Annotated in this window: 14 protein-coding genes and 3 pseudogenes; 5 read left to right on the top strand and 12 right to left on the bottom strand. The window is 58.5% G+C overall.

Annotated features, from left to right (window positions below; translation table 11 throughout):
* Nucleotides 1–18: 18 nt before the first annotated feature.
* The 4 genes and pseudogenes from ACIQLI_RS17365 to ACIQLI_RS17350 form a co-directional block, all read right to left on the bottom strand.
* A pseudogene (locus tag ACIQLI_RS17365) lies at nt 19–195 on the bottom strand (hypothetical protein); the annotation flags it as partial.
* 2 nt (nt 196–197) lie between these two features.
* Nucleotides 198–1202 carry an ABC transporter permease gene (locus ACIQLI_RS17360; protein ID WP_400390630.1) on the bottom strand — a complete coding sequence of 335 codons (1005 nt, stop codon included), beginning with the start codon at nt 1200–1202 and terminating at the stop codon, nt 198–200.
* Nucleotides 1203–1654: 452 nt separating this feature from the next.
* Entirely contained in the window at nt 1655–2698 is a 1044-nt protein-coding gene (locus tag ACIQLI_RS17355) for a proline racemase family protein (protein ID WP_400390628.1), read from the bottom strand.
* A 241-nt stretch (nt 2699–2939) separates the two neighbouring features.
* Nucleotides 2940–4304 (bottom strand): ABC transporter substrate-binding protein, encoded by a 1365-nt coding sequence (locus ACIQLI_RS17350; protein WP_400390626.1) that lies wholly within the window; start codon nt 4302–4304, stop codon nt 2940–2942.
* Between the two features lie 555 nt (nt 4305–4859).
* Between ACIQLI_RS17350 and ACIQLI_RS17345 the strand changes: the two genes are divergently transcribed.
* From ACIQLI_RS17345 to ACIQLI_RS17335, 3 genes are all read left to right on the top strand, one after another.
* Nucleotides 4860–6134, top strand: coding sequence for a D-arabinono-1,4-lactone oxidase (locus tag ACIQLI_RS17345; protein ID WP_400390624.1), 1275 nt, complete (start codon nt 4860–4862; stop codon nt 6132–6134).
* Nucleotides 6135–6489: 355 nt separating this feature from the next.
* Nucleotides 6490–7266, top strand: a complete 777-nt coding sequence (locus ACIQLI_RS17340; RefSeq protein WP_400390622.1) for an SDR family NAD(P)-dependent oxidoreductase — start codon at nt 6490–6492, stop codon at nt 7264–7266.
* 514 nt (nt 7267–7780) lie between these two features.
* Nucleotides 7781–8065: a hypothetical protein gene (locus tag ACIQLI_RS17335; RefSeq protein ID WP_400390620.1), complete on the top strand. Its 285-nt coding sequence runs from the start codon at nt 7781–7783 to the stop codon at nt 8063–8065.
* A gap of 661 nt (nt 8066–8726) precedes the next feature.
* Here the strand turns inward: ACIQLI_RS17335 and ACIQLI_RS17330 are convergent.
* From ACIQLI_RS17330 to ACIQLI_RS17310, 5 genes and pseudogenes are all read right to left on the bottom strand, one after another.
* Complete coding sequence (locus ACIQLI_RS17330; protein ID WP_400390618.1) at nt 8727–9953, bottom strand: MFS transporter; 1227 nt, start codon at nt 9951–9953, stop codon at nt 8727–8729.
* A gap of 251 nt (nt 9954–10204) precedes the next feature.
* A pseudogene (locus ACIQLI_RS17325) lies at nt 10205–10801 on the bottom strand (putative PEP-binding protein); the annotation flags it as partial.
* 740 nt (nt 10802–11541) lie between these two features.
* Complete coding sequence (locus tag ACIQLI_RS17320; RefSeq protein ID WP_400390616.1) at nt 11542–12345, bottom strand: TetR/AcrR family transcriptional regulator; 804 nt, start codon at nt 12343–12345, stop codon at nt 11542–11544.
* Between the two features lie 60 nt (nt 12346–12405).
* Nucleotides 12406–13377 (bottom strand): PDR/VanB family oxidoreductase, encoded by a 972-nt coding sequence (locus ACIQLI_RS17315; protein ID WP_400390614.1) that lies wholly within the window; start codon nt 13375–13377, stop codon nt 12406–12408.
* A gap of 4 nt (nt 13378–13381) precedes the next feature.
* Complete coding sequence (locus ACIQLI_RS17310; protein WP_400390612.1) at nt 13382–14542, bottom strand: aromatic ring-hydroxylating dioxygenase subunit alpha; 1161 nt, start codon at nt 14540–14542, stop codon at nt 13382–13384.
* Between the two features lie 202 nt (nt 14543–14744).
* Here ACIQLI_RS17310 and ACIQLI_RS17305 point away from each other — a divergent pair.
* Nucleotides 14745–15143, top strand: a pseudogene (locus tag ACIQLI_RS17305) (DUF779 domain-containing protein).
* Between the two features lie 133 nt (nt 15144–15276).
* Here ACIQLI_RS17305 and ACIQLI_RS17300 read toward each other — a convergent pair.
* The gene (locus ACIQLI_RS17300; protein ID WP_400390610.1) at nt 15277–16308 is read right to left on the bottom strand and encodes a DUF4192 domain-containing protein; all 1032 of its coding nucleotides are present in this window, start codon (nt 16306–16308) and stop codon (nt 15277–15279) included.
* A gap of 1514 nt (nt 16309–17822) precedes the next feature.
* On the opposite strand from ACIQLI_RS17300, the gene ACIQLI_RS17295 reads away from it, so the two are divergent.
* Nucleotides 17823–18770, top strand: a complete 948-nt coding sequence (locus ACIQLI_RS17295; RefSeq protein WP_400390608.1) for a hypothetical protein — start codon at nt 17823–17825, stop codon at nt 18768–18770.
* 1289 nt (nt 18771–20059) lie between these two features.
* Here ACIQLI_RS17295 and ACIQLI_RS17290 read toward each other — a convergent pair.
* Together ACIQLI_RS17290 and ACIQLI_RS17285 are read right to left on the bottom strand one after the other, a co-directional pair.
* On the bottom strand, nt 20060–21103 hold the full coding sequence (locus ACIQLI_RS17290) for a zinc-binding dehydrogenase (protein WP_400390606.1): 1044 nt from the start codon (nt 21101–21103) through the stop codon (nt 20060–20062).
* A gap of 46 nt (nt 21104–21149) precedes the next feature.
* Nucleotides 21150–22451: a four-carbon acid sugar kinase family protein gene (locus ACIQLI_RS17285; protein WP_400390604.1), complete on the bottom strand. Its 1302-nt coding sequence runs from the start codon at nt 22449–22451 to the stop codon at nt 21150–21152.
* Between the last annotated feature and the right edge of the window lies 1 nt (nt 22452).

Below are 22452 nucleotides of genomic sequence, written 5' to 3'. Positions count from 1 at the left end.
TACCTTGTCGGAAGGGAACGGCGCCACGAAAGGACCGATTGCTGCCAAGAGCACAATGAACAGGAGCAGGCCAGCTCCTACTTTGCCTCTGGTACTGCGCATAGTGCGCTTGAAGATGATCAAGGCCCCGGATCGGGAGCGCTCAACGTCAGAGGCGGGCGCGGCGGGAGATGCCGGTAGTTCAACAGCGGACATCATTACACCGACTTCCTGCGACGAGGCGTAAGGGCAAGAACAACCAGGTCAGTGGCAATGTTCAGCAGAACGTAAAAGACTGCCAGGAGCAGTACTACGTACTGAATAACAGGGACATCCCGGGTTGTGACGGCACTTACCAGGGCCAGGCCGACGCCCTGATAGTTGAAAACGGACTCCACGAGGACGACGCCTCCGGCCAAATACAAGATGTTGAGGCCGACTACCTGAACGGTGGGGGCAAGGGCATTCGGCATGGCATGCCGCAGCAGGATCCGCCCTCTGGAAAGCCCCTTGAGTGTCGCCAGCTCTGCATATTCGCTCGAAAGCGCCTCGATGGTAGCGGCCCGCATCATCCGGAAAACATATGGCGTTACAACAATGACCAAAGTGAGGGCGGGCAACACCAACTGATCGAGGTGACCAAGCACGGTGTCCCCGGGCGGCATGACGGACACGGCTGGAAACCAATGGAACACAGCTACCGAGAACACGAGGATCACGAAGATCGCCACAACGAACTCGGGGAGGGCGCTAGCGACCAGGGCGGCCACACTTGAGACATGGTCAAACCAGCCATCGCGGCGGGCTGCCGCCAACAGACCAAAGACAATGCCAAGGACAGTTGAAACCACTGTGGCGATAAGCAGAAGGACTCCCGTGTTGATCAGCCTCGGAGCGAGCAAGGCGACGACGGACTCGCCGTTAGCTAGGGAATTCCCGAAATTCAGGGTCAGAGCATTGCCAATCCATGACAAAAACTGCTCCAACGGTGGCTGATCCAGCTTTAGTTGTTCCGTCAGCGCGGCCAGCCGCTCAGGCGTGGCGCTCTGCCCAAGAATCGCTGTTGCGGCAGTGCCAGGCAGAACGAGTGTCGCCCAGAAAACAATGACGCTAACTGCAGTGATCGACAAGATGCCTGTACCCAGACGTGAAAGAGCCAGCCGAAGAAGCGGGGGCAACCGAAAACGAGACCGACTGTGAACGTAGGGCGTCGTTGCACTCATGTCCGGTCCTGTTCAGGATATTCAGGCGTTGGGCGGAATTTCTTCATCAGTGCCTCCGTGTGCTCAGTTGTGCGTCGTGCTCTAGCTCACTTAAGGCTAGATCTAGTGGCCATTTATGGCAATAGCTTTTTACTGTTTAGCGGTATATTTCCTGACCGATTTCGTGAACCGCTGTGCCGTTGGTGTTGGAGTCGATCCGGCAGTCGGCCTGCAGTTACCCTTTGAAGCGGCTTGGGCCAACCCAGCGGCGGCAAGACTTGTCCTCCAGCGCTGGCGGCGAAAGATTGGGCGTATCCGCAATGTCGATGTGCGCTCGAGGCCTTTCTACCTTTTCCTAACTCCGTGAATGAGCTGATACCTGGGAGTCAGATTAGGCAAAACTTGTCGAGCCCATCGCCCGATACACCGGTTAAGGTTTCCGGTTTCTCGCGCTCCTGCGGGGATCTGGTTTTTCATTCCAAGGGCGGGAGCTCAGTGATTGAGAAGCCTGACCCTAGGGGATCATCGCCGTATATGTGGACCTGTCCGGTGCCAGTAAGGTAGCCGCGGCCGGATATTTTGACAGTTGTTTGCAGGTTCCCGCCTATATGGTCCACACGGTGAACAGTCCCGGTGAATCTCTCGCCAAGAGGTCCTTCGTGAATTAAGACATCCCCGGAAGACATGTGGCCGCTCGCAACCAAGGAGGCGATCCTCGCTGTTGTGCCCGTTCCACAAGGTGAGCGATCGATGATGCCTGGCGTGACGATCACGACGATGGGACAAGCCACTTCGGACATTCGGTGCTGGTTATAGAAGAGGACGTGATCCACTCTCCGCAAAGCTGGGTCTTCGGACTTTGCGAGGGCGCGCAAGAGGGTCACACCCGCGACCTTCAAAGCGGGGAGGTCGCCCCTGACGTCCAGGCCAAGGTTGGTGGCGTCTACTAGAGCGAAATGATTGCCGCCCCATGCGATATCGGCTGCGACTGCACTGCCGTCAGAAAGGGGAATTTTCTGATCCAGCGCTATGCTGCGGGCCGGGACGTTAGTAAAGGTAACGCTTTTCACGCGCGCGCCGCGGATGCTTGCCGTAGCCTCCACAAGTCCTGCCGGCGTCTCTATTACCAGTTCTGTTAGGGGTTCGGACATATGCACCACGCCTGCCTCCAAGAGCGCAGTGACGGCGGCGATAGTGTCGCTACCGCACATGTCCAGATAGCCGTGTGCCTCCATGTAGAAAAGCCCTATGTCCGCCCGTTTGTCACCCGGTTCAACCAGGACAGCTGCGCTTGTGAGTGCGCCACCCCGCGGCTCCAGAACCAAGGCAGTACGTATGTAATCGAAGCGCTCACGGAATTCAGCCTGAGCGTTGGCAACGTTATTTCCTGCAAGCTTCGGAATACCACCGATGAGCACGCGTGTAGGGTTGCCGCCGGAATGAGAGTCGAGAACGTCCAGGGTAATCCGGTCCCTTCCGTCCAGGATGCCGTGCGATTCTGCATTCGAATAATGCATGCTACTCCTGCGTCCTACATTGAAGTCTTTTCCGGAAATGGCTTCTAGGTCCGGAGCGGTGCCTTCCCCTGCTTTACGTGTTGCCCTCATCGCCGGACCCTTGCTTCGACCACACATTGCCGGTTCCAAGTGCACTGCATTTTGTATCGGCGCGTTCTCAGTCGGAGAGGCTTGCCTGGTCCAGGGACTTCGGCCGGAGAAGCCGGGCGAGGCTTCTCCGGCGTTGCCAGAACAATCTTTTTCAGGGCTGGAGCCAGATGTCTTGGTACGTGTTGTTGCTGAGGGGAAAACCGGATATATCTTCCACCACGCCGCCGACTTTGGGAGTGACTGCATCGATGACGGGGTAGAATGCAGGGATGATGTTTCCGCCACGGTCGTAGTCGATCTTCTGCATGGCTTGCACATAGCCTGAACGCTCGTTGGTATCGAGGGTAGAGATGGCCTTTTGGAACAGCTGGTCGTACTCATCATCCTTGAATGCTGTGGCGTTGAATGGAGCGGTCGAGAGCGTAGCGCCCACCACGTTTGCCAGGTAGGGAACGTAATACCAGTAGTCTTGGGCGAAGGGCGCCTTCAGATAGCTTTGCGCGAAAAACGTCGTTGCTGTCTGAAACTCCACCGAGATATCGATGCCGGCTTCCTTGGCCTGGGCTGCGAAAAGGGTAGCGACACTGCGCTGTGCGGGAACGACGTCATTTGTGATAAGGGTGAGCTTCAGATTTTCGTGCCCAGCCTCGGCGAGCAGCTGCTTCGCCTTGTTGACGTCCCGGTTTCTTGTCGCCGCACCGGCAGATAGTGGGTCAGCGACACCAAATACATCATTACCTAGGGTTCCGTACCCGCCGTAGACATTCTGGTTGATCTGGTCCCTGTCAATGACCAAACGCAACGCCTCTCTTACTTTGGGGTCATCGAAAGGTGCTGTGTCGCAGCGCATCGTGATCGGCGCCCAACCGCCGGTCTTGGAAATTACCACTTGGTATTTTCCGGTTTGGACCTGACGTACGGACTGGGCGGACAGGTAGTTAATGGCGTCCACTTGTCCGTTCTGAAGGGCGTTCAGCTGGGTGGTTTCGTCCGCCATGTTCAGGACCGTAATCTGGTCCAAGTAGGGCTTGCCGGAATCCCAATATCCGTCAAAGCGCTTCACTGAGCTGCTGACTCCAGGCTTGAAGGACTCAAGAACAAACGGGCCGGTACCCACTGGCTTTTCCGCCGTCCAGCTTTGAGGCGCCATGTAGTAGAAGGGCAGCCCCGCCAATACTTCTTCGAGAATTGTAAAGGGAGAATTAAACGCAAGTTCAACGGTCGTGCTGTCAACAGCGCGGGACGCGCCCATGTTGATTGGACCCAGAGGCACTGCCCCCTGGTAGTTGTTGTCGATGATGCGCTTGAAATTCCACAACACGTCTTCGGCAGTGAACGGATTGCCATCATGCGTTTTGGCGTTCGGGCGGATCTTAATAGTCCACCGCGTGCCCTGGGCATCAGCCTGCATGGACTCCGCGAGGAAATACTTGATGCTCTTTCCATCATGAGAGAGCTTGACCAGCGGATCGTAAACTTGGGGCAGGCGCACATAGTCCGTGTTACTGATACCCAAGTGCGGATCAAGTGAATCAGTAGCGGCACCTCCGGACGCGCCGATGCGCAAATGCCCACCCCGCTGAGCAGGCCCAGAAGGGCCCGAAGACCGGAGGGCAGTGCTCCCCCCGGACGTGCAGGCACTGAGGCTGACTCCCAAGGCCCCGACACTGAGCGCGCTCAACTGCAGGAAGCGCCTGCGTCCCACATCCGTATGTTGTCCTGAATGCATGATCGCTCCAATTCTCCGCCCACCGCCGGGTTAAGTTGCGGGAGCAACCACCGACGGCAGTTCTTATACGTTGAAAGGCTAGATGAAGTTACCAATTTTGGATAGACCTATCGCGATAATGGTTCAGTAGGGGCAACTTTGAGACCACGGATGATGTGCTCCTAGACGAAAAAGGCCAATTACTATGGCCGTTGTCTCTAGTTGATGTTACCTTCTACGGAAAGACGTACGCTCGGCACCGCAATCAGAAGGTGACCGGTCCTCGGCTCATCGGCGGCACCAACAGCAACTGGCTCCTGAGTGTACCAACCGTCATCACAGCTAAGAAACGATGGGTGTTTTATGCTCGAGAACTTCCCTGGTCCTCCACGGACACGACCAGAAGCTGCCGAATGGAATAACTGGGGACAGAATCAGAGGTTCCGTCCTCAAGAAGTCCGCCACCCGGGGACGGAGATCGGGGTCCGGGACGCCGTCCGCTCGGCAATCAGCAAGGGTGAATCAGTCCGCGCGGCCGGTTCCGGTCATTCCTATACCCCTGTTGTTGAGACAGAGCACACTCTTCTGGATCTCAGGAGAATCTCGGGAATCGTCTCCTTGGACCAAGCGAAGCGTCAGGCCTTTGTCCGCTCAGGCACGATACTGGCAGATCTCGGAGAGCCACTTTGGAAGGCCGGATATTCCCTTGCGAATCAAGGCGACACCCACGGACAAACTCTCGCTGGGGCGACCGCAACGGGCACCAAGGGATCCGGAAAGAGGCTCGGCACTCTCTCATCGATGATCCGCGGCCTGCGCCTGGTCAACGGTCACGGCGAAATTGTCGATATCGACGGCACCGATCCCGAACTCTTGCAATCCGCGCAAGTCTCCCTCGGCCTGCTAGGCATAGTCACCGAAATTACCATCGAGGTCGTACCCGCCTACCGGCTACAGGAGTCAAACCGCATCATGGGTATCGATGACCTGCTTGCGGATTGGGATTCTGCGGTAGAGCAGTACCGCCACTTTTCATTCTTTTGGTCCCCAAGGGACGCCTCATCAGAAATGTACTCACTTCCGCCCACTCCCGCGGATCATGCCTGGGTGAAGTTCCTTTCAGAAGAACCTGCTGAAAATGGGGATCTCAAGAGACCGAGCATCGAAGGGGCTTGGGGCAACAGAAACGGCCGCTCGTACCTCATATACCCGGACATAACGGGGGAGCAGTCCGGGGAGTACGTCGAACTGGAATACATGGTTGATGAGCGGCATGCGAAAGAAGCGTTCTTGGCTGTTCGCGACCTGATGCTGACAAAGTACCCCGACCAATCGCCCGTCCAAGTCAGGTGGCAGCAAGCCGACTCAGCCTTTCTATCCGCCCAATACCAGCGAGATTCAGTGTCAATATCAGTTTCTGGGTCGAGGGCTGGAGACTACGACAAGTTTCTCCGCGCAGTGGATGCAGAGCTCCGTCCATTCAGTGCAAGGCCTCACTGGGGAAAGATGCACTATCTCGGCCCTGAAGACGTCGCACTTCTATACCCGGGACTGACGCGCTTCCTCTCCATCAGGGACAAGTTTGACCCGCAAGGCATCTTTCTCAACAGGCACTTCAAGCATCTCTTCCGTCGCTAGACGGCTGCCACTTTAGGCGCCTTATCAAGCGCCCTGCTGGCTAAACAGACGCCCCGCCCGCTCAGGTTCCAATCCAAGTGCCGTGAGATTCGAGTCCGCAATACAGACCCAGGTTTGCCCCTACACATCACTGCCTCACCGCCCACGCGCCCTTTGCTGGCAGAGCCCAACTCTACGACCCCCTGCTAAGGATGGATCACAATGGAAAGTTTCAGATGGTCCTGGCCGAAGAAATTGAACCGAAGCTATCTGATTCATGGCAAGTAGCCGAGCTTCGCAAGTGACCGGAGAAGCCGTTGCCGTCAACGGCGGATTGATGATGGATTAAGAAATGTCGAATATGCAACTACACCCGATGGACCAAAAACGTGGCATTGTCACGGGTGCATCCCGGGGGCTCGGCCGATCAACAGCCTTGGCCCTAGCTGAAGCGGGGGCCCTGATCCTGGCCGCCGCCCGCGATCAGGACGCCCTCCTAGAAACCTGCGAACTGGCCTCCGATCTGCCTGGAAAAATTATCGGAGTCGTCGCAGATGTAACCAGCGAAGCCGAGGTCAAGGCACTGGTGGATCGCTGTGTCAGCGAGTTCGGGGGCTTGGACTATGTAGTCAACAATGCCGGCGTCCAAGTCGAAAGGTCTCTTTTGGACACTACCAACGAGGACTGGGACCTCGTCGATGTGACAAACGTGCGAGCAACCTTCTGGTCCTGCAAATACGCCATTGCATGGATGATCGCCAATGGCGGAGGCAGCATCGTGAACATCGCATCAGTTCTCTCAGTTAGTGCAGACCCAATGCTTCCGGCTTATACCGCGAGCAAGCACGCCGTCTTGGGGCTAACACGAAGCATCGCTGTAACCAGGGAGTATGCCCGCGCAGGGGTCAGAGCGAATGCAGTCCTTCCAGGCGACATGGAAACCCCTATGGTCGCCCAATACTTCGCATCCCACGATGACCCTGACGCTGCTCGGCAGCAAATAGCCTCTGCCTATCCGGCAGAACGCATCTCTGACCCCATGGAAGTAGCCCGAGTAGTCAGGTTCCTGGTTTCCGACGAATCCTCCTTCGTCAATGGCAGCGCCATCACGGTTGACGGCGGGATTCTCGCGAGTCTCTACACGACCGCGTAACCATGTGAAGTGGTGGCGGGTCGCGGCGTGGCGAACGCGGCCTGCCAGATGTGGCCCCGCTTAATGCTGAACGGCTTTGACCCGCGAATACTCATTGGCTCCTCTGCAGACGGGACGGCACCTCAAAAGGAGAAGCCCATAAACGAAAAAGCGTTCCTTTGTTTTGGGGACTCCCTGACATGGGGCTGGACCCCACTGGTGAAGTGGTGCCTGCCTACGACGCGCTTCCCAAGGCCTCTTCGCCGGACTGGCGTAGTAGCAGACCTGCGCGGAGAAGGACATGCCGCTATTGAAGCAGGACTAAGCGGACGCACAACAAACGCTGAAGATCCGCTTGATCGCGACTGAATGGTGCAGCGTACCTCCCAGCCTGCTTGGCCGGCCACCTTCCCTTGGATTTGGTCGTGCTCATGTTGGGAACTAACGACACGAAGGCATACTTCGATCGAACCGTAGAGGACATATCCGTCGGAATGGCAGCGCTTGTGAGTCAAGTGCTCGCATCAACCGGGGAGTGGGAACAAATTATCCCGCTCCCGAAGTCTTGGTTGTCGCCCCTCCCTCAATCAGTCCCCTGACGGATGCCTGGACATCGAACGTATCTGAAGGGGCCAGGGCCAAAACGGCAGGGCTTGCGCCGGCATACAGAGAATTTGCCCAGTTCTATGGTCACCACTTCTTCGATGCCGGCTCAGTGGTCAGCACTGAAGAGGTCGACGGCCTGCACTTAAGCGAAGAAAACAACCGGAAGCTGGGCATCGCGTTGGCCCGGGAAGTACAGAAGATCCTTGCATCATAACTCCCGTCCGGATGGGTGCCGATATCCTCAGCCTTCCTGGCGAGCTAAGAGAAGCGGATGCTGGGGCGTAGGTCGCCCAAGTCCTGGAACTGGATTTAATAACTACTCCATTGCCAGAAACGGCCAAAGAAACTAACCTTTTAGGTGCCGGAGTATCACCGATGCACCGGCCCGTTAGCTTACTTGCAAGCTTGCGGCCCCTGCGTGAAGGGTATGACTAAATGCACTATCTAGGCTTGGCCCTGATGCTCTTAGCCTTTGTTGTTTTGTCAAAGGAGCCCGTAGTCTGGGCTCGCCGGCTCCCACCGGCGAGGGCGGCATCTGGGCGAACTATGCATACGATATCGCCCTCAGCCGCAGCGGTCCTTAGCGCAATTGCCGGAGCTTTTCTTCTGGTGAGTGGCCTGACGGGCGACTGATAGACAAGGGACAGGCAGGTATTCGCCTGAGAATATATATCCATTGAAGGCAGTTTGAACCTTGCCTCGTTCCTCTGAGGAGAAAACGGTCTAGAGGAGAATTATGGAGCTGGTCGATGGCAAGCCTGACAATTGCATTTGTTCGAGTTCCAGACTTCCACGGCTCTTGATCAGAAATACCAAGGGCAGGCATTCACTGCGATCCAGGGTGCCAGCATATTGGTGCGGATGCCCGCCGTGCCTTAGAAGCGGCGGTCAGGTGTGGGGCCACCTACAGGGCGGACGGTCTCATGCAGTGTTTGGTTGTCGTCAGGGGGCCAAACCTCGGCCGGAAGTCTTGCAGGATCTGGAGTGGTAGTTGCAGGAATCTGCGTCGCCGTTCCGAGAGCAGCAGAAGCTATTGCAGCAAGAACCAGAAGAACTAAGACCACTGTTGTAGCGAGTCGGAGGCCGAAGTGTTCCCCCAGGATTCCCAGCGCGGGTGGTCCTACCAGGAATGCGACGTAACCAGCCGCGGAAACCGATGCAACGCGGGCGGCTTCATTTGGCCCGGATTCACCCGCCGCCGATATTGCAACTGGAAATCCTAAAGCCGCGCCCATTCCCCAAAGAACAACGCCGATTACGGCAAGCAATTGGTTGTCCGGGAATATTACAAGGATCAGGCCAACGCCCCCGACTAAGGCACTGCCGCGGATGGTGGAGATGCGTCCAAACCGTGTGAGCACGGGCGCTCCAAGAAATCTGCCCAGTGCCATGGCCGCGGCAAATACGGCGTACATGGCGGCACCGCCGCTGGGGGTAAGACCATGCCCGTCGACCATCAGAAGTGGGAGCCAGTCGTTTGCGGTTCCCTCAGAGAAAGCCATGGCAAGGACTATGAGGCCTAAAAGTAAGAGCTTGGATTCCTTGCAAAGGGCTGTTGCGTGGCTCTTCGTCCGGCTACACCCTTGGATCCGCCCCACGCCGGATGGTATTTTTCGAATCGAAGTCGCCATAACAACTGCAGCAAAGATCCCGATGCTAAGGAGATGAATTGCGACCGGGAAATCAATCGCTGTCAGGACCAAGCCTATTGTGGCTCCAATGAGCATTCCGAGGCTGAAAAATCCGTGCATCGGTGGCAGAGTGGTTACTCCGAGAGTAGCTTCCACGTCCACTCCCTCGACATTCATAGCGACTTCGCTGCATCCCATTCCCAGACCGAACAAAACGAGTCCAGCGCAAACAGTTAAGGCCGACGACGTAGCAGCTCCAAACCCGATTGCCGGTGTGCTGAGCACGATGCCGATCATTCCGCCCAAGACGACGGGCTGGGTTCCAAGCCTGGCGACCAATGCTCCTGAGGAGAGAACGCCAATCATTGAACCCACCGACAGGCCAAAGAGGATGAAACCCATTTCGGCTGTTGAAACCCCGAGGATGTCGCGTATGGCCGGCGTTCGGGTGACCCAGGACGAGATGCTCAAGCCTGGTAGGGAAAAAAATAGAGCGAACAACGCGTAACGACGATGGATGGAAGCAATGCCCACGGGTAGTCCTTTCTAGCGGAGACGGGAGGTGACGGAATTCAGGGGCGTGCCGTAATAGGAGGCACCGTTAGCAGGGACGCAGCGGTACAACGTGCCATACACAATCTATTTCGCCAGTGCACCGGCGGGCAGTGCCTACTGGGTCCAGGTCAGGCCGAAGACCAAACCCGTGACACAGCCGAGGCTCGTCAGCTCGCCGGGACCCCGCCCCTTACTTCGACTGTTGCGCCAGCGAGGCGGAGCCAGGTATCCACTACGGTGTCGGGGTTCAGGGAGACGGAGTCGATGCCTTCGGCCACCAGCCACTCAGCAAAGTCGGCATGGTCGCTCGGGCCTTGGCCGCAGATACCGACGTATTTCCCGCGTTCCTTGCATGCCTTGATGGCCATGCTTAGGAGCTTCTTGACGGCAGGATCGCGCTCGTCGAAGCCTGCTGCGACGGTGGCGGAGTCCCGGTCCAGCCCCAGGGTCAGCTGTGTCATGTCGTTGAAGCCTATGGAGAACCCGTCGAAGTACTCCAGGAAATCGCCGCCCAGCAGCGCGTTGGAGGGGATCTCGCACATCATGATCACTTCCAGGCCGTTCTGCCCCCGGACCAGGCCGTTTTCTGCCAGCAGATCGATGACGCTGCGGGCCTCATCGAGGGTCCGCACGAAGGGGATCATGAGCTTGACGTTGGTCAGACCCATGTTATTGCGGACGAAGGACAGGGCCTCACACTCGAGGTCGAAGCAGTCCCGGAATGAGGAGTCCAAATAGCGTGAGGCACCGCGGAATCCGAGCATCTCGCCCGCTCTTCGGCGGAGAACACCGCCGTCCGCACCGGTGAGCACTGCCCGCATAGTGGGTGGTGGTACCCGGTCCAGCCAGAATTGGCTGAAGTGCTTTCGGCGGACACTTCTGGAGCAAGGTTCATCGGGGAGGGAAGCGTTATGCCCGCTGTGGGTGGCCAGTCAATCCTTTGGCTTCGCGGCCAGGAGCAGTCGACCGTGAAAATGTTTGAGGATCTCGCGCGCTGACCATTCACGCGCGCCTAGGATTCTGTACTGCAGGCCTACCTAGAGTATTAGGGAAGCCGACGGCGGAAACGCGCCTCACACCAGATACGGCGGCTCTGCCCTTGAGAATGACACCGTGGCCTCTGTCTCGCGTCGAACGGAGTCAGTAGCGAAATCCGCTGTTCAGCCGTCCCACAGGACTTGAAGCCTTGAACCAGGTGGGTCAGAAAGGTGTACTTGCTCAAGAGTCCTATCGTGGTCTCCGTGTGGCACACGCTCGATTCTGCGGCCATCATGACGTGGCCAATACGCGCGTGGCCCTGGACTTGTCGGCCGTCGCTGCGATCCTCGAGCATACTTCGGGCCGGACTAAGGCGATGGTCGAGGACAGCTGGGCCGAATACAGCAGGGCCGAGGTGAAGTCTTATAGCCGCCCGATGGTTTCCGATCTGGTCGATGAATCGGAGATGCATGGGTGGGGGCAGTGGCCCCTTGGGAAGGTGGATTATCGGCAGATTTGCAGGATGCTAAGCGGTCAACAGATCTGCATAGGCGGGTAGTTCGGGAAGGAGTTGGGGCCTCTGCGGTTCGCACTCCCACGGAGAGAAATCAAGGCTCTCCACCAAGGTGACGCTTTCCGTTGTAGACAGCGGCTCGGCCTGCAGTAGTCTCAGCCCGTGGTTTACGAGATGGATACAAAGGGCAGATGGGCTGAGCGCTTTGTTAGGGCGGTACCACAGGCTGGTTGCTGAGTACATGCCTAGTAAGCTGAGGCGGGCAACGTTAAGGTCTTCGCACTCGAATTCGCCAGTTGCCACACCAGCCAAAATTGCATCCTGCCAAAGGGCTTCATAGCTTCGCCGCAGATTGAGGATTCGCTGTCCTGTCTCCGCTTCCCGGTCAATCGCCCGTAGCTCATTGTCGATGATGTAACAGGTCCTCGGGCTGCTGACTTGTGCCGCGATCAACGCCCCAGCCAACTGGGTGAACCCCAGTCGAGCTCCGGACGAAGCCCTCACCGAGGCTACACCTGCCTCCAAAATAGTTTGGTTGGAGTCCTCCATGATGGATTCGAGGATCGCACGTTTGGAAGCGTAGTAATGGTAGAGAGTCGCAGAGTTTATGGAAGCGGCCGAGGCGATCTGCCGTATTCCCACAGCGTTATAGCCGTAGCTGAAGAACAGGTCAACGGCAGCAATCCTTATCACCCCTTCACGTTCACGGACGGCAGGTGCTGGATCTGCCCCAATAGACGACGACAGGTTCTGGGGTTCCGACTGCTGAGGGCGCATGGAGTCCATACTAAGGGCCCGGGTTGAGGAGATATTCATGTACGATCGCTCCGCTCCTTCTCCGGAATTTTGTTTCCGGGTAGGCACACACACAGAAGTTCAGATGTCTAGAACCAGCCGGCGTGACTTGGCGCGCGAACAGCAGATCATCAGCGACTCATTCGCGACCTGCTCCTCAGGGGTGAGAACGCTGTCCCGGTGCTCCGCTTCGCCGTCCACGAGATAAACCTCGCAGGTACCACAGGTGCCTTCGCGGCACGATGTCTTGACTGATATGCCGCTAGTTTCAAGTACCTCCAAGATCGATTTATCCTTCGGAATGGTGAAGACCTCACCTGATTTCGCCAGCTCGACCTCGAACTCGGTTGAGGGGCTTTTCGTGTCCTGCAGCACTGGCTGGAAGCGCTCTGCATGGAGTGATGCTGACGGCCATGTTGCTGATGCTTCCGTCATTGCAGCGAGCAGAGGTGCAGGACCACAGCAGTACACTCGAGCGCCGAAGGACGGGGAAGTAAGGAATTGACTGACCGGGAATCGGCCCCGCTCATCACTCGGCCACGCCTGCACCCGATCGCCGTACTTCTCAAGTTCGTCCAGAAACGCCATTTTCTCCCTGGACCGCCCCAAGTAAATGAGCTGCCAGGCAGAACCCCTTGCTTCAAGTTCATACACCATCGGAAGGAGGGGAGTTATACCGATGCCACCTGCCACCAGGAAATGCGACGTCGCATCCACCAGCGAAAAATGGTTGCGTGGTTCACTCACCCCAACCTGCTGACCTATGCGTATGCGTTCGTGGATATAGCGCGAGCCGCCCCGACCAGCTTCGTTACGCAATACTGCGATTCTCCATCTGAATACGTCTTCAGGATTGCCACACAGGGAATACTGTCTCACCACTCCCGGGGCCAGCTCGAAGTCGATGTGAGCCCCAGGTGTCCACCGCGGCAATACACCATCCTTTGCTTCCAGCGTAAGAGTGAGAATACCCTCTGCTGCGAGGCTCGCGTCCGCGACTATTGCTTGGTAGGACAGGGGAGTCTTGGGCGCCGTCGCTACCTCGCTCAACATTGGCCTAGATCTCCTTTACAGACGCCGGATCGCCAATCATGGACAAGTACAACTCCAAAGAGCTGCGGATCCCCGGTTCGCGCGTAGAGCTATTAGGACCTGGTGTATATTTCGACGAATTCACGCCGAGTTGCTGGCCTTCGGTAAGTGCGATGTCCTGCTGGGTGGTGACATCCCATAGAAAAGTCAGCTCCTCCAGTTGATAGTCGACACCCTCTTCCGCCTCAGCATTTACATACCAGTCCACTATCAACTTGGACTCCGTCGGCGAAACCGGGAACACTTTCGTCGTGATCCCGTGGTCTACGTAAAACTCAGAGAAGATCCCGGTGGGCTGGAAAACGAACCCCGTGGCGAAGCCCTCCGGCACTGGGCGACCATCGGCATATTCGCCAAGCAGCTTTTTCGAGACGACGCTGCCATCTCGAGTAAGCGATTGTAGCCCCTTCTTCAACGGCATATAGCTGTGGTCGTAGGGCCTCGCTGCGGTCCATTCCTGATGATGGTTGTGCATTTCTTCCAGATCCAGAACCTGACACAGCTCAGGGTGTGACGGTGCGCAGTGATAACACTCAAGAATGTTCTCCATCAGCAGCTTCCAGTTAGCTGCACACGGATATTCGATCGTCGCCGCAATCTTCATCCGATCCCCCTTCATGGTACAGAAGGAGTCATCCGCGTTCTTGAGTTCGTCGGCCAGTGAAGATAGCGGCTCCTCCGAGAAGTTCACAAAAATAAAGCCTTGCCACACCTCTACCTGAGCACGGTGCAGACCAAAATCGCGGAAGTCGAAGCCCTCCCCGTCACTGTGCGACGGCGCCGCCATAAGTTGGCCGTCTAATTCGAAAGACCAAGCGTGATACGGGCACACGACACGGCGCGTCTGCCCACTGCTTCCCGCCTCGCAGATACGGAATCCGCGGTGGCGGCACGTGTTATGTAGTGCGTTGACGCTGTCGTTAGCACCCCGGGTGATGATCAAGCTCTCGTTAGCCATCTCGAAGGTGAAGTAACTGCCTTTCCGAGGGATCTGCGAAACGTGACCAGCCAGGAGCCATTGATTCCGCCAAACTTTGGAAAGATCCACTTCATACAAGTCGGGGGACAGGTAATAGTTTTGCGGAAGACTCGTAAAGTACGTATCCCGCTCAATAACTGAAGACATCGATAATCCCTTCGAGGACCCCTCAATCGATCGATTGATTGGTCAGGCCAGTTTAGGGTTGGCTGTGATCCTCGTCAACCAAATGTGGGCCAAGTTTTACGGTGGATGGTCCAGCAGACCGCACCAGGCTGGGCCAATACCCAATCAATCCGACGGAGGATGCAATCGTCGGTATGACAGGGGGCATGGCCCCAGCGGCGCGATCGACGCCGTGGTGACGCTGCCCGGGGAGGACTTTTCCCGGTTGGCGCTCACACCCTAGGCCGCGGAACTCTTGCGGAAGCTCTGGCTCCGGCACGGGCCGCTGATGTTTCACCAGCCCGGCGGGTGCTGCGACGGTTCATCGCCCATGTGTTTTCCTGCGGGCGACTTCCTCACCGGTGACTCCGATGTCCTGCTGGGCCTGTTCGAATGTTTCGGATGGCCTTGACCCCTGGCCTCATGAGTTCCGGATGTCCCGGGAGCAGTTCAACTACTGGAGCCACACGCATCTGACAGTTGATGTGTGCCGGGGCGGGGCAGTGGTTTTTCGGTGGAGGCACCGGAAGGCAAACGGTTCCTGATCCACTCTCATGGACTGGCCCGCCTAGCAGTTCGATAGAGAACGCTTGGGATCCTCTACGTTGCGGAGTCATCATCGATGAACATAGTGCGCACGGGCCGCAGGAGTGCTGGTTCCCGCCCCTCCCGGATCCGGCGAAAACGCCGATAACCGATCTTCGGTAAACCTGTTCTTAGGGCATGTCGAGTTGGGTTTTGTAGGCGGTGGTTTTGTTGATGTTCCAGCCGGCGATGATGCCGGCGCCGAGCATTTGGTCGGTGAGTCTGGCGAAGCGGTAGCCGGGGTCGGTGTCGAGGGCGAGTTGCATGTATTGGTGTGCTTTGGAGCCTCGGCCTTCCCACCAGTTGATGTAGCCGATGGTGGTGAGGATGGGTGCGGCGTGTTGCGGGCTGGTTCTGGTGTACGCGTGGAGGAGGAGTTGTTGGGCCCATTCGACTCGTGACCATTGCGGTGCCGTGGCGGTTTGGGAGAAGAGGATGTGTTGGGGTGGTTCGTCGATGCCTGGGATGTCGGCCATGAGCCGGTCCCTGATGTGGGGGAATTGGAAGTTCGCGATGAGGGTGGCGCAGTCCTCGTCTGTGGGGAAGTCATTGCTCACGAGCATGCTCGTCCAGAGTTGGCTGGCATGTTCCGCAGCTTGATGAGGTGTCTGGGCTCGGATGGTGTTCATGAGATTCTCGACGGCGATGGCGTGGTCTGCTTCGTCGGTCGGTGTGGGAAGGATGATTCGATTGGTGGGTTCGATGGTGCTGCCGCGGTAGATGAATTCGGCGTTGACGCGGCTGTATTCGGTGGTGCTGATGGGCAGGCTGATGTCTTGTCCGGGTTCGCTGTCGTAGGGGGAGTATGTGTCGTCGCTGACGAAGATCCCGTCGCGTATGGTGATGCCGTTTTCGGCGAGGACCCCGGTGAGTGCCGCGATGGTGGCTGCATGCGGTTTGGGCTGGCCGGGTTCGCAATGGGTTGAGGTGTAGAGGGCGAAGACGATGCTTGTCGCGCTGGTGTCGCTGGTGAGGTAGCTGCTGACGGTGCGGGCGTAGGGGAGTTCTGTTCCGGGTTGGCGGGGGAGGTCGATGCGGAGGGTGGCGCCGACTTTGCCCTTGTCCAGGGTGATGCAGACGAGGCTCTCGTTGGGCCAGAACCCTAGGGTGTGCCCGATGAAGCTGAGCAGGTCCGCTGGGTCTTTGATGGTGAGCGCATTCATTGTCCTTTTCCTTTGTGCGTGCGTTGTGTCTTTGGTCTTGTGGGCCGTTCTGATAGGGGACCTGTGCGCTGGTAAGGGGCTGGAGTGCAACTCGGAGGACCGGGGCTGGTCTGGAAAGCTCGGAAGGATCCAAGTGGCGTCGGAGCACCGAGCGAAGTTTCCAGATCGGCGCTGGCCTGTCAGCGGATTGGTTCCGCGGAGGCCCGTCCCGCGATGATCGGGATATCAGAATGACAAACAGCGTTGTTGCTTCTGGCTGTTCATGGGGAGCTTGATGCGCTGCGTCATGACGTGAGCGGCCCTGTTCTTCGGTGTGCCATCGCTCGGCGGGATCGCTGCGCCGGATGCCGGCCGGGGGACTGCTTCCAGTCCCGACATATGCGCCGTTATCGGCCAGAGGGAGTCAGACATACAGCTCTGGACGTGGCGGATGGTTGACTCCCCGGCCAGTCCATGGTTGGCGGGTCGCCATGACGGTCAGTGGGCGCCCCCGAACTAACCCCACCGTCGCCCCAATGAAGTGTTTCAGTTTGGGGAGTGCCGGGTCCTCAGGTCGGCCAACCAGCTCTGGACCGCCTAGCCGGAGGAGGTACGGCAGGTCTGCGTCGTCGCGGCCCCAGTCAGGAACGGTCCACTGTCTGATGCGGAACTCCGTGGGTACCTCCGGGCGAGCGGCCCGAACAGTGTTGAGAAGGGGACTGGCATCAATGAGGAGCTTGCGGAGAAGGGGCGCAATCCCGAGCAGCTCGTATCGGCTCCGCCCGCCAGGATCCTCGCTCCGCCGTCGGATATCGGCGACTGTCTCGACGAATAGCCATTCGGCCAGTATGGTCTCGGAGCCCATCTTCGGAGCCATTGTGCCATCTTCTGCTGTTGAGACGGATCGCGGTCACGTTCTCTGCTGTTGACCGCCGGAACCAAGTGTATGCATGCGCGGGGTGGCCCGGCGCCTTCCTGCATACCCGCCTGACTTGTCGAAAACCCGAACGCTCGAACAGGGGATGTGAGCCCACTCGACGAGAGGCCGAACTCACACGAGTCCGTTCGTTGCAAGACGAGTGCAATCTGCATAGGCACGCCATGGGGAAAGCGCTACGAACGCACTCTGCACTTCACTTCAGGATCAGTGTTAGCAGCCACAATGAGGGCTGCCGCTATTTTGAATCAAGGCAAATTCAGCTGTCGGAACTGAGCTTCGCCTGCTCTAGTCCCCCAAAGGATCTTGATGTTTCGATCCTCATAAGGGAACTCCGCGTTGAGAATTATTTTCACTTCGTCACCTGGGTAGCTCCATGATCTTGCCGTCGCCAGGCGTGGGGTGGTTATCGTGGGCGTTTAGTTGCATTATCAGGCGGGTGAAGACGGCGGAGTCTTGCTTCGGTTTCATGGGCTAAAATTAGAATTTCTGTTCGAATAAGCGTGATTCACAGCTGCATCCATAGGGGATCGCGGAAAAATGTCGGGCCCCATCATTAGAGTTGACTGGAAATAGCCATCACGCATTAGGGGGACCATTGCCCACAGTTGAATCGCTCGTCCAGTCAGACTCTGGGATGCGCCAGTTAGATCTGCTCATCATGCTCACCGAGATGCCCGCAGACAGGGACAACCAGGTGAACATTGAGGAGATGGAGCGCGACCCGCTCTTGAAGGGGCTGACCGAGTCTGAACTTGAGGGCGACCTCGAACTTCTGAAGGAATGGGGCTGGGTTGACTTCTGGCCGTCACTAAGCGGCATCGGCTCGGTCGTCCTCAAGCAGCCGGGTCTTGACGCCGCAAGAAACTTCACAGCTCTCCGGACCGACCCTCGCCGCCGTGTCCTGGAATGTCGGGACGCAGTGCTCAAGTGGCTCTATGACGGACATCTGCTTAATGAGACCCCGCAAGGAATCAGCGACTTCCTCTATTGCCGCGGATGCCAGTACTTGGGTGCTCAGTACAGCCAGGAGGAACTATTCCGTGCGGCCCAATGGCTGATGGACAAAGGGTACATCAAGGGGCACAAGGTTATGGGCGGGGAAGTTCTGAGGCCTTCCATTACCTCAGATGGCACGAGTGTCGTTGAAACCGGTCAATCAGTAAACGCAGTACTCAAACAAGCAGGGATGACAGTGAACGAGGTCAACATCAGCGGCTCTCAGGGAGTCAACGTTTCCGTGGCAAGTAGCCACGTCAACCAGTCCAACACTATGACCCACGGTCAGATCGAACAGGTCGAGCGCATACTCGCGTCAGTGCGCGCCATGCTGACCCCGGCAGTCATTGGGGTGACGGCTGAAGTAGCTGATCAGGCTCAAGCAATCGTTGGTGAGGTTGAGGAAGAGATTCAGGCATCGTCTCCCAACTCCGGCAAGGTGAAGGGTCTGCTATTGAAATTGGCAGAGCTGGCAGGGACCGGGACGATCCAGGCTACCGTTAACGCTCTGAGCGCACTGATGCAGCAGGGGATCGCGGGAATGTAGCGACGGAAACTCGAGTGGGGCAGGTGCCGAAGCGACTAAACTCGGCACCTGCCCCCGGAGTCCTCTCAATGTCAGTCCGTGGGGCTAGCTGCCCATGTAGGAAGCCGATAACAGTAGCCACCGATGGCAGTGGTGTTGTGAAACGTATGACCGTGACTGTTTCCCGGCCGAGTCAGGGAACGCTCAGCAGATGGCCTTTGACCATTAATGTCTTGGCTCCCAGGTCTTGTTCAGAGGACTGGTGCAGTGATGCCGACCGGTCCTGCCTACCCATCGACCTCTTTTGACGTCAAGGCAGCAATTGAGTAGGGCGCCCGCGTCTTGACTCCAGCCTTGATGGTGTGTTGCATTCCGGTTTGATCAAGCCGATGACGCCGCTGATTGCGTCGCTGAGAAGGTCATTGTTCTTTGCCGTCAAAGCGACCGGCTACCGTTGGGAGTCGCGACGAGCGATGGGGTTGGAAACGGGGCTTGAGCACGTCACGTCGTTGCTTGGGTTGAGCCGCTATGAATGTTTCGAAGGAGGAAATCGGATGAACAAGTCTTTGTCAGTGCTCCCAGGCACTTCCGACTACCGAGGATTGCCCGTCGCCTGCTGCGTTCTGCATTTCGTTTCCCAGCCAAGGACGGCGACCCGACGACCGCCGACAGGGGCAAATGGAGGTGTGGACAATGTCCACACTTTCGGCCTCGGACTCGCCCGTGCAACCACCGGACTGGCCCGGATTCCGCATCTTTTCGCCACTTCCTAGTGTTTCCAAGGCCTGGAATCCCGTTCGAGTCCCACCTCGGGCACAGAAAAACCCCCTCTACGGAGGGGGTTTTTGCTTTAACGTGTTGACAATTGTTGACACGGGTCTCTGACGTGTGGTGCCGGCTTGTGCCTGGCCGCCGGTTGGCCTGTTCGGTTGTGGGGAGCGGGTTCAGGGTCGTGGCTGGTGGGTCGTCCGCTTGCTGTGACCTGGGGTTAGGTGTTCCTCTCTTGGCTCGTCGGGTAGTTCGTGGTTGGCCTACACCTCTTCATGGGTAGAGGGGCGGAGCGCAACATGACTTCTAGAGCATCCCGCGGAGAACCGCAGCCTTGGCTCTTTTCTGGATTTAGGAAGCCAGGCTGACCGTTGCTTTGTCAGCCGAGTCTGCGTACATTTTCCGACGTGAGAGTGCGGCCGCCATGGCCCGGCCCGTTGCGCCAAGGACAGTGGGGTGTGCTCATACGTGCACACCCCGCCTCTCCTCTAATCTGCCCAGGCCGCGCAAAACGGACCAAACCCCGTGGCCTGAGGGACCATTTAGCCGAGGTTCGGGATGAGCAGGACTTTGCAGGCGTCTCCTGTGAGGAGTTCTACGGCTTCGTCGATTTGGCTGAGTTTCATGCGGTGGGTGATGAGCCAGTCGAGGTCCAGTTTTCCGGAGTCCAGCAGCAGCAGGCTTTGCTCCCAGGTTTCCCAGAGCCGACGTCCGAAGATGCCACGCAATGCGATGCCCTTCTTGTTGATGTATGCCGCAATATCAACTTCCGCGGGGCGGCTGGGGTGTCCGACGGTGATGACGGTGGCTTCGCGGCGGACGGCTTCGAAGAGGGTTGCCAGTGTGCCTGGTGCTCCGGAGCATTCGAAGGCGACGTCGAATCCGCCACGGCGCCCGGTCAGTTCGCGGCAGCGCTCAACGATCCCGTCGTTGGGGTGCAGCGCGGTTGCGCCGAGCTTTTCGGCTTGGGCGCGGCGGTAGGGATTGGGGTCGACGGCGATGACGTGGGAAGCGCCCATGAGTAGTGCGAGGTTCACCACGACGAGGCCCACTGGTCCTGCTCCGCTGACGAGAACTGCCCTCCCCGCGACGGAGTAGTCGGCCCTCTGGATGGCGTGGACTGCGACGCCGGCTGCTTCAAGAAGAGCGCCGGATTCCAGGGACAGGCCAGTAGGGAGTTTGACGCAGATGTCCTGCGGCACGGCGGCGTACTGGGCGAAGACGCCGTCGATGTGCATGCCCAAGATGCCTGTGCGTTCGCAGGTGTGCGCGTCTCCTGTGCGGCAGGGGAAGCACTGGCCACAGGTCAGGTGGCTTTCGAGGGCAACTTGGTCGCCGACATTGAGGCCGGTGACGCCGGGACCGATTTCGACGACGGTGCCCGCGCCTTCGTGACCGAGGACCACCGGAAGGTTGAGGTTGAAGGCCTGGGCCGAGGGGGTCCATTCGTAGAGTTCGCGGTCGGTGCCGCAGAGGGAGGCCGCGCCGACTTCGATGACCACCGATCCCTCGGTTGCCTTGGGGTCGCCGGCATCGGTGACGTACGAGACGCCTCGTTCAGCTGAGTTTTTGACTACTGCCCGCATGGGGGCCGCCTTTCGTTGGTTCTGGTGATGAGTTTTGTTGGGGGAGTCAGCGGGGGAGCTGGCCGGTGAATCGGCGCAGGATGTCTGTGGGGCCCACCTGCCCGCCTTTGAGCAGGAGCCTGCACCCGCCCACTGCGGAGTCGTCGTCGGCCTGCAGAATGGGGCCGGCTGTGACGAACTGGTCAGATACCCGCAGCTGGCGAACGCCCATGGCGATAAGTGCGTGGCTGGAGGTGTCGCCGCCACAGACGGCGATGTCGTGGGTAAGTCCGGCTTGGGCCATCCGGGCGGCGATCCCTCCGATTAATGCCCCAACGTACCCGGGGTCGGCCGGTTTGGCCGCGCCGTACCGGGGATCTCCAGGACCCCGGGTGGTGTGGACCACCACGTTGCGGCCCAACTCAAGGGCCTCTGAAACGTGCCGATCCAGCGCGGCCAGGGCTCCGGCATCGTGACCCTGTAGTAGCTCAGCCGAAACAGGCGCGTCCTCCCAACCGTGGGAGACGGCGTCTTTGATCTGCTCTGCTGTGGTGCTGGAAGCGGAGGCGCTGATGGCCAGCACGGGTCCTGATGGCTGCTGCGGGCCCGAAGTGCGGGGAGCCTGGTCCGAAACAGACCTGGCGAGGGCTGCCATGATTCCACCGGAGCCCACAACAAGGGAGGGCCTATTGCCATGACCCTCGCGGGTCAGGGCTTCGGCGACTGTATCCATGTGCTGTTCGTCAACTGCATCCACCACGAAGGCCTGTGCGTTGGGGTCCCGGCGCCGGTCTGCCCAGGCGTCCTTGAACGTCCCGTCGTCATAGGTGGGCAGGTGAATGGCACCCGGTTCCCGGGCGGCGCTACCGAGCTGTTCGGCGAGGACTTGGCGCAGGTCGGCTTCGGCCATGGGGGTGGAGGGATGCCTGGACATGACGGGGTGGCGGTCCAGCCGGTAGGTCTTGCCGGCGTAGCTCGCGTAGTGGTTGCTGAAGGCTGTGTAGCGACCGAACCCGGGCTGGGCCGGCACTACAGGGATTGGTCCGTGGAGGGGAAACTGCCGATGCAGCAACTGAATTCCGCGGCCGATGCTGCCGACGGTGGGGGAACTATCGAACGTGGAACAGACCTTGTAGAGCAGCACTTCCAGGTTCAGTTGTGCAATGGCGCCAAGGTCACGGGCAACCAAGGCATCGAAGGCCTCACCGGCCAGGGACCTGGCGGGCCCGGCGATTCCGACGACGTCAGCATCGGTGGGTAGCGATGCATCGCCTATGACGAGGACTGCTTCCAGCCCGTAGCGGTGGGACTGGGCCAGGACATCGGCGGCTCCCGTGAGGTCGTCGGCGACGAAACCGAAGGCGGGCATC

The sequence above is a fragment of the Paenarthrobacter sp. NPDC091669 genome, from assembly GCF_044756725.1.
GTDB lineage: Bacteria > Actinomycetota > Actinomycetes > Actinomycetales > Micrococcaceae > Arthrobacter > Arthrobacter bambusae_C.
This window is presented reverse-complemented; position numbering and strand designations above follow the sequence as displayed.

Coding starts and splice junctions, on each gene's coding strand:
- ACIQLI_RS17315 (WP_400390614.1), bottom strand. CDS start 13,377: ATGTTGAGCGAGGTAGCGACGGCGCCCAAGACTCCCCTGTCCTACCAA.
- ACIQLI_RS17355 (WP_400390628.1), bottom strand. CDS start 2,698: ATGCATTATTCGAATGCAGAATCGCACGGCATCCTGGACGGAAGGGAC.
- ACIQLI_RS17285 (WP_400390604.1), bottom strand. CDS start 22,451: ATGCCCGCCTTCGGTTTCGTCGCCGACGACCTCACGGGAGCCGCCGAT.
- ACIQLI_RS17340 (WP_400390622.1), top strand. CDS start 6,490: ATGGACCAAAAACGTGGCATTGTCACGGGTGCATCCCGGGGGCTCGGC.
- ACIQLI_RS17290 (WP_400390606.1), bottom strand. CDS start 21,103: ATGCGGGCAGTAGTCAAAAACTCAGCTGAACGAGGCGTCTCGTACGTC.
- ACIQLI_RS17320 (WP_400390616.1), bottom strand. CDS start 12,345: ATGAATATCTCCTCAACCCGGGCCCTTAGTATGGACTCCATGCGCCCT.
- ACIQLI_RS17345 (WP_400390624.1), top strand. CDS start 4,860: ATGCTCGAGAACTTCCCTGGTCCTCCACGGACACGACCAGAAGCTGCC.
- ACIQLI_RS17360 (WP_400390630.1), bottom strand. CDS start 1,202: ATGAGTGCAACGACGCCCTACGTTCACAGTCGGTCTCGTTTTCGGTTG.
- ACIQLI_RS17310 (WP_400390612.1), bottom strand. CDS start 14,542: ATGTCTTCAGTTATTGAGCGGGATACGTACTTTACGAGTCTTCCGCAA.
- ACIQLI_RS17300 (WP_400390610.1), bottom strand. CDS start 16,308: ATGAATGCGCTCACCATCAAAGACCCAGCGGACCTGCTCAGCTTCATC.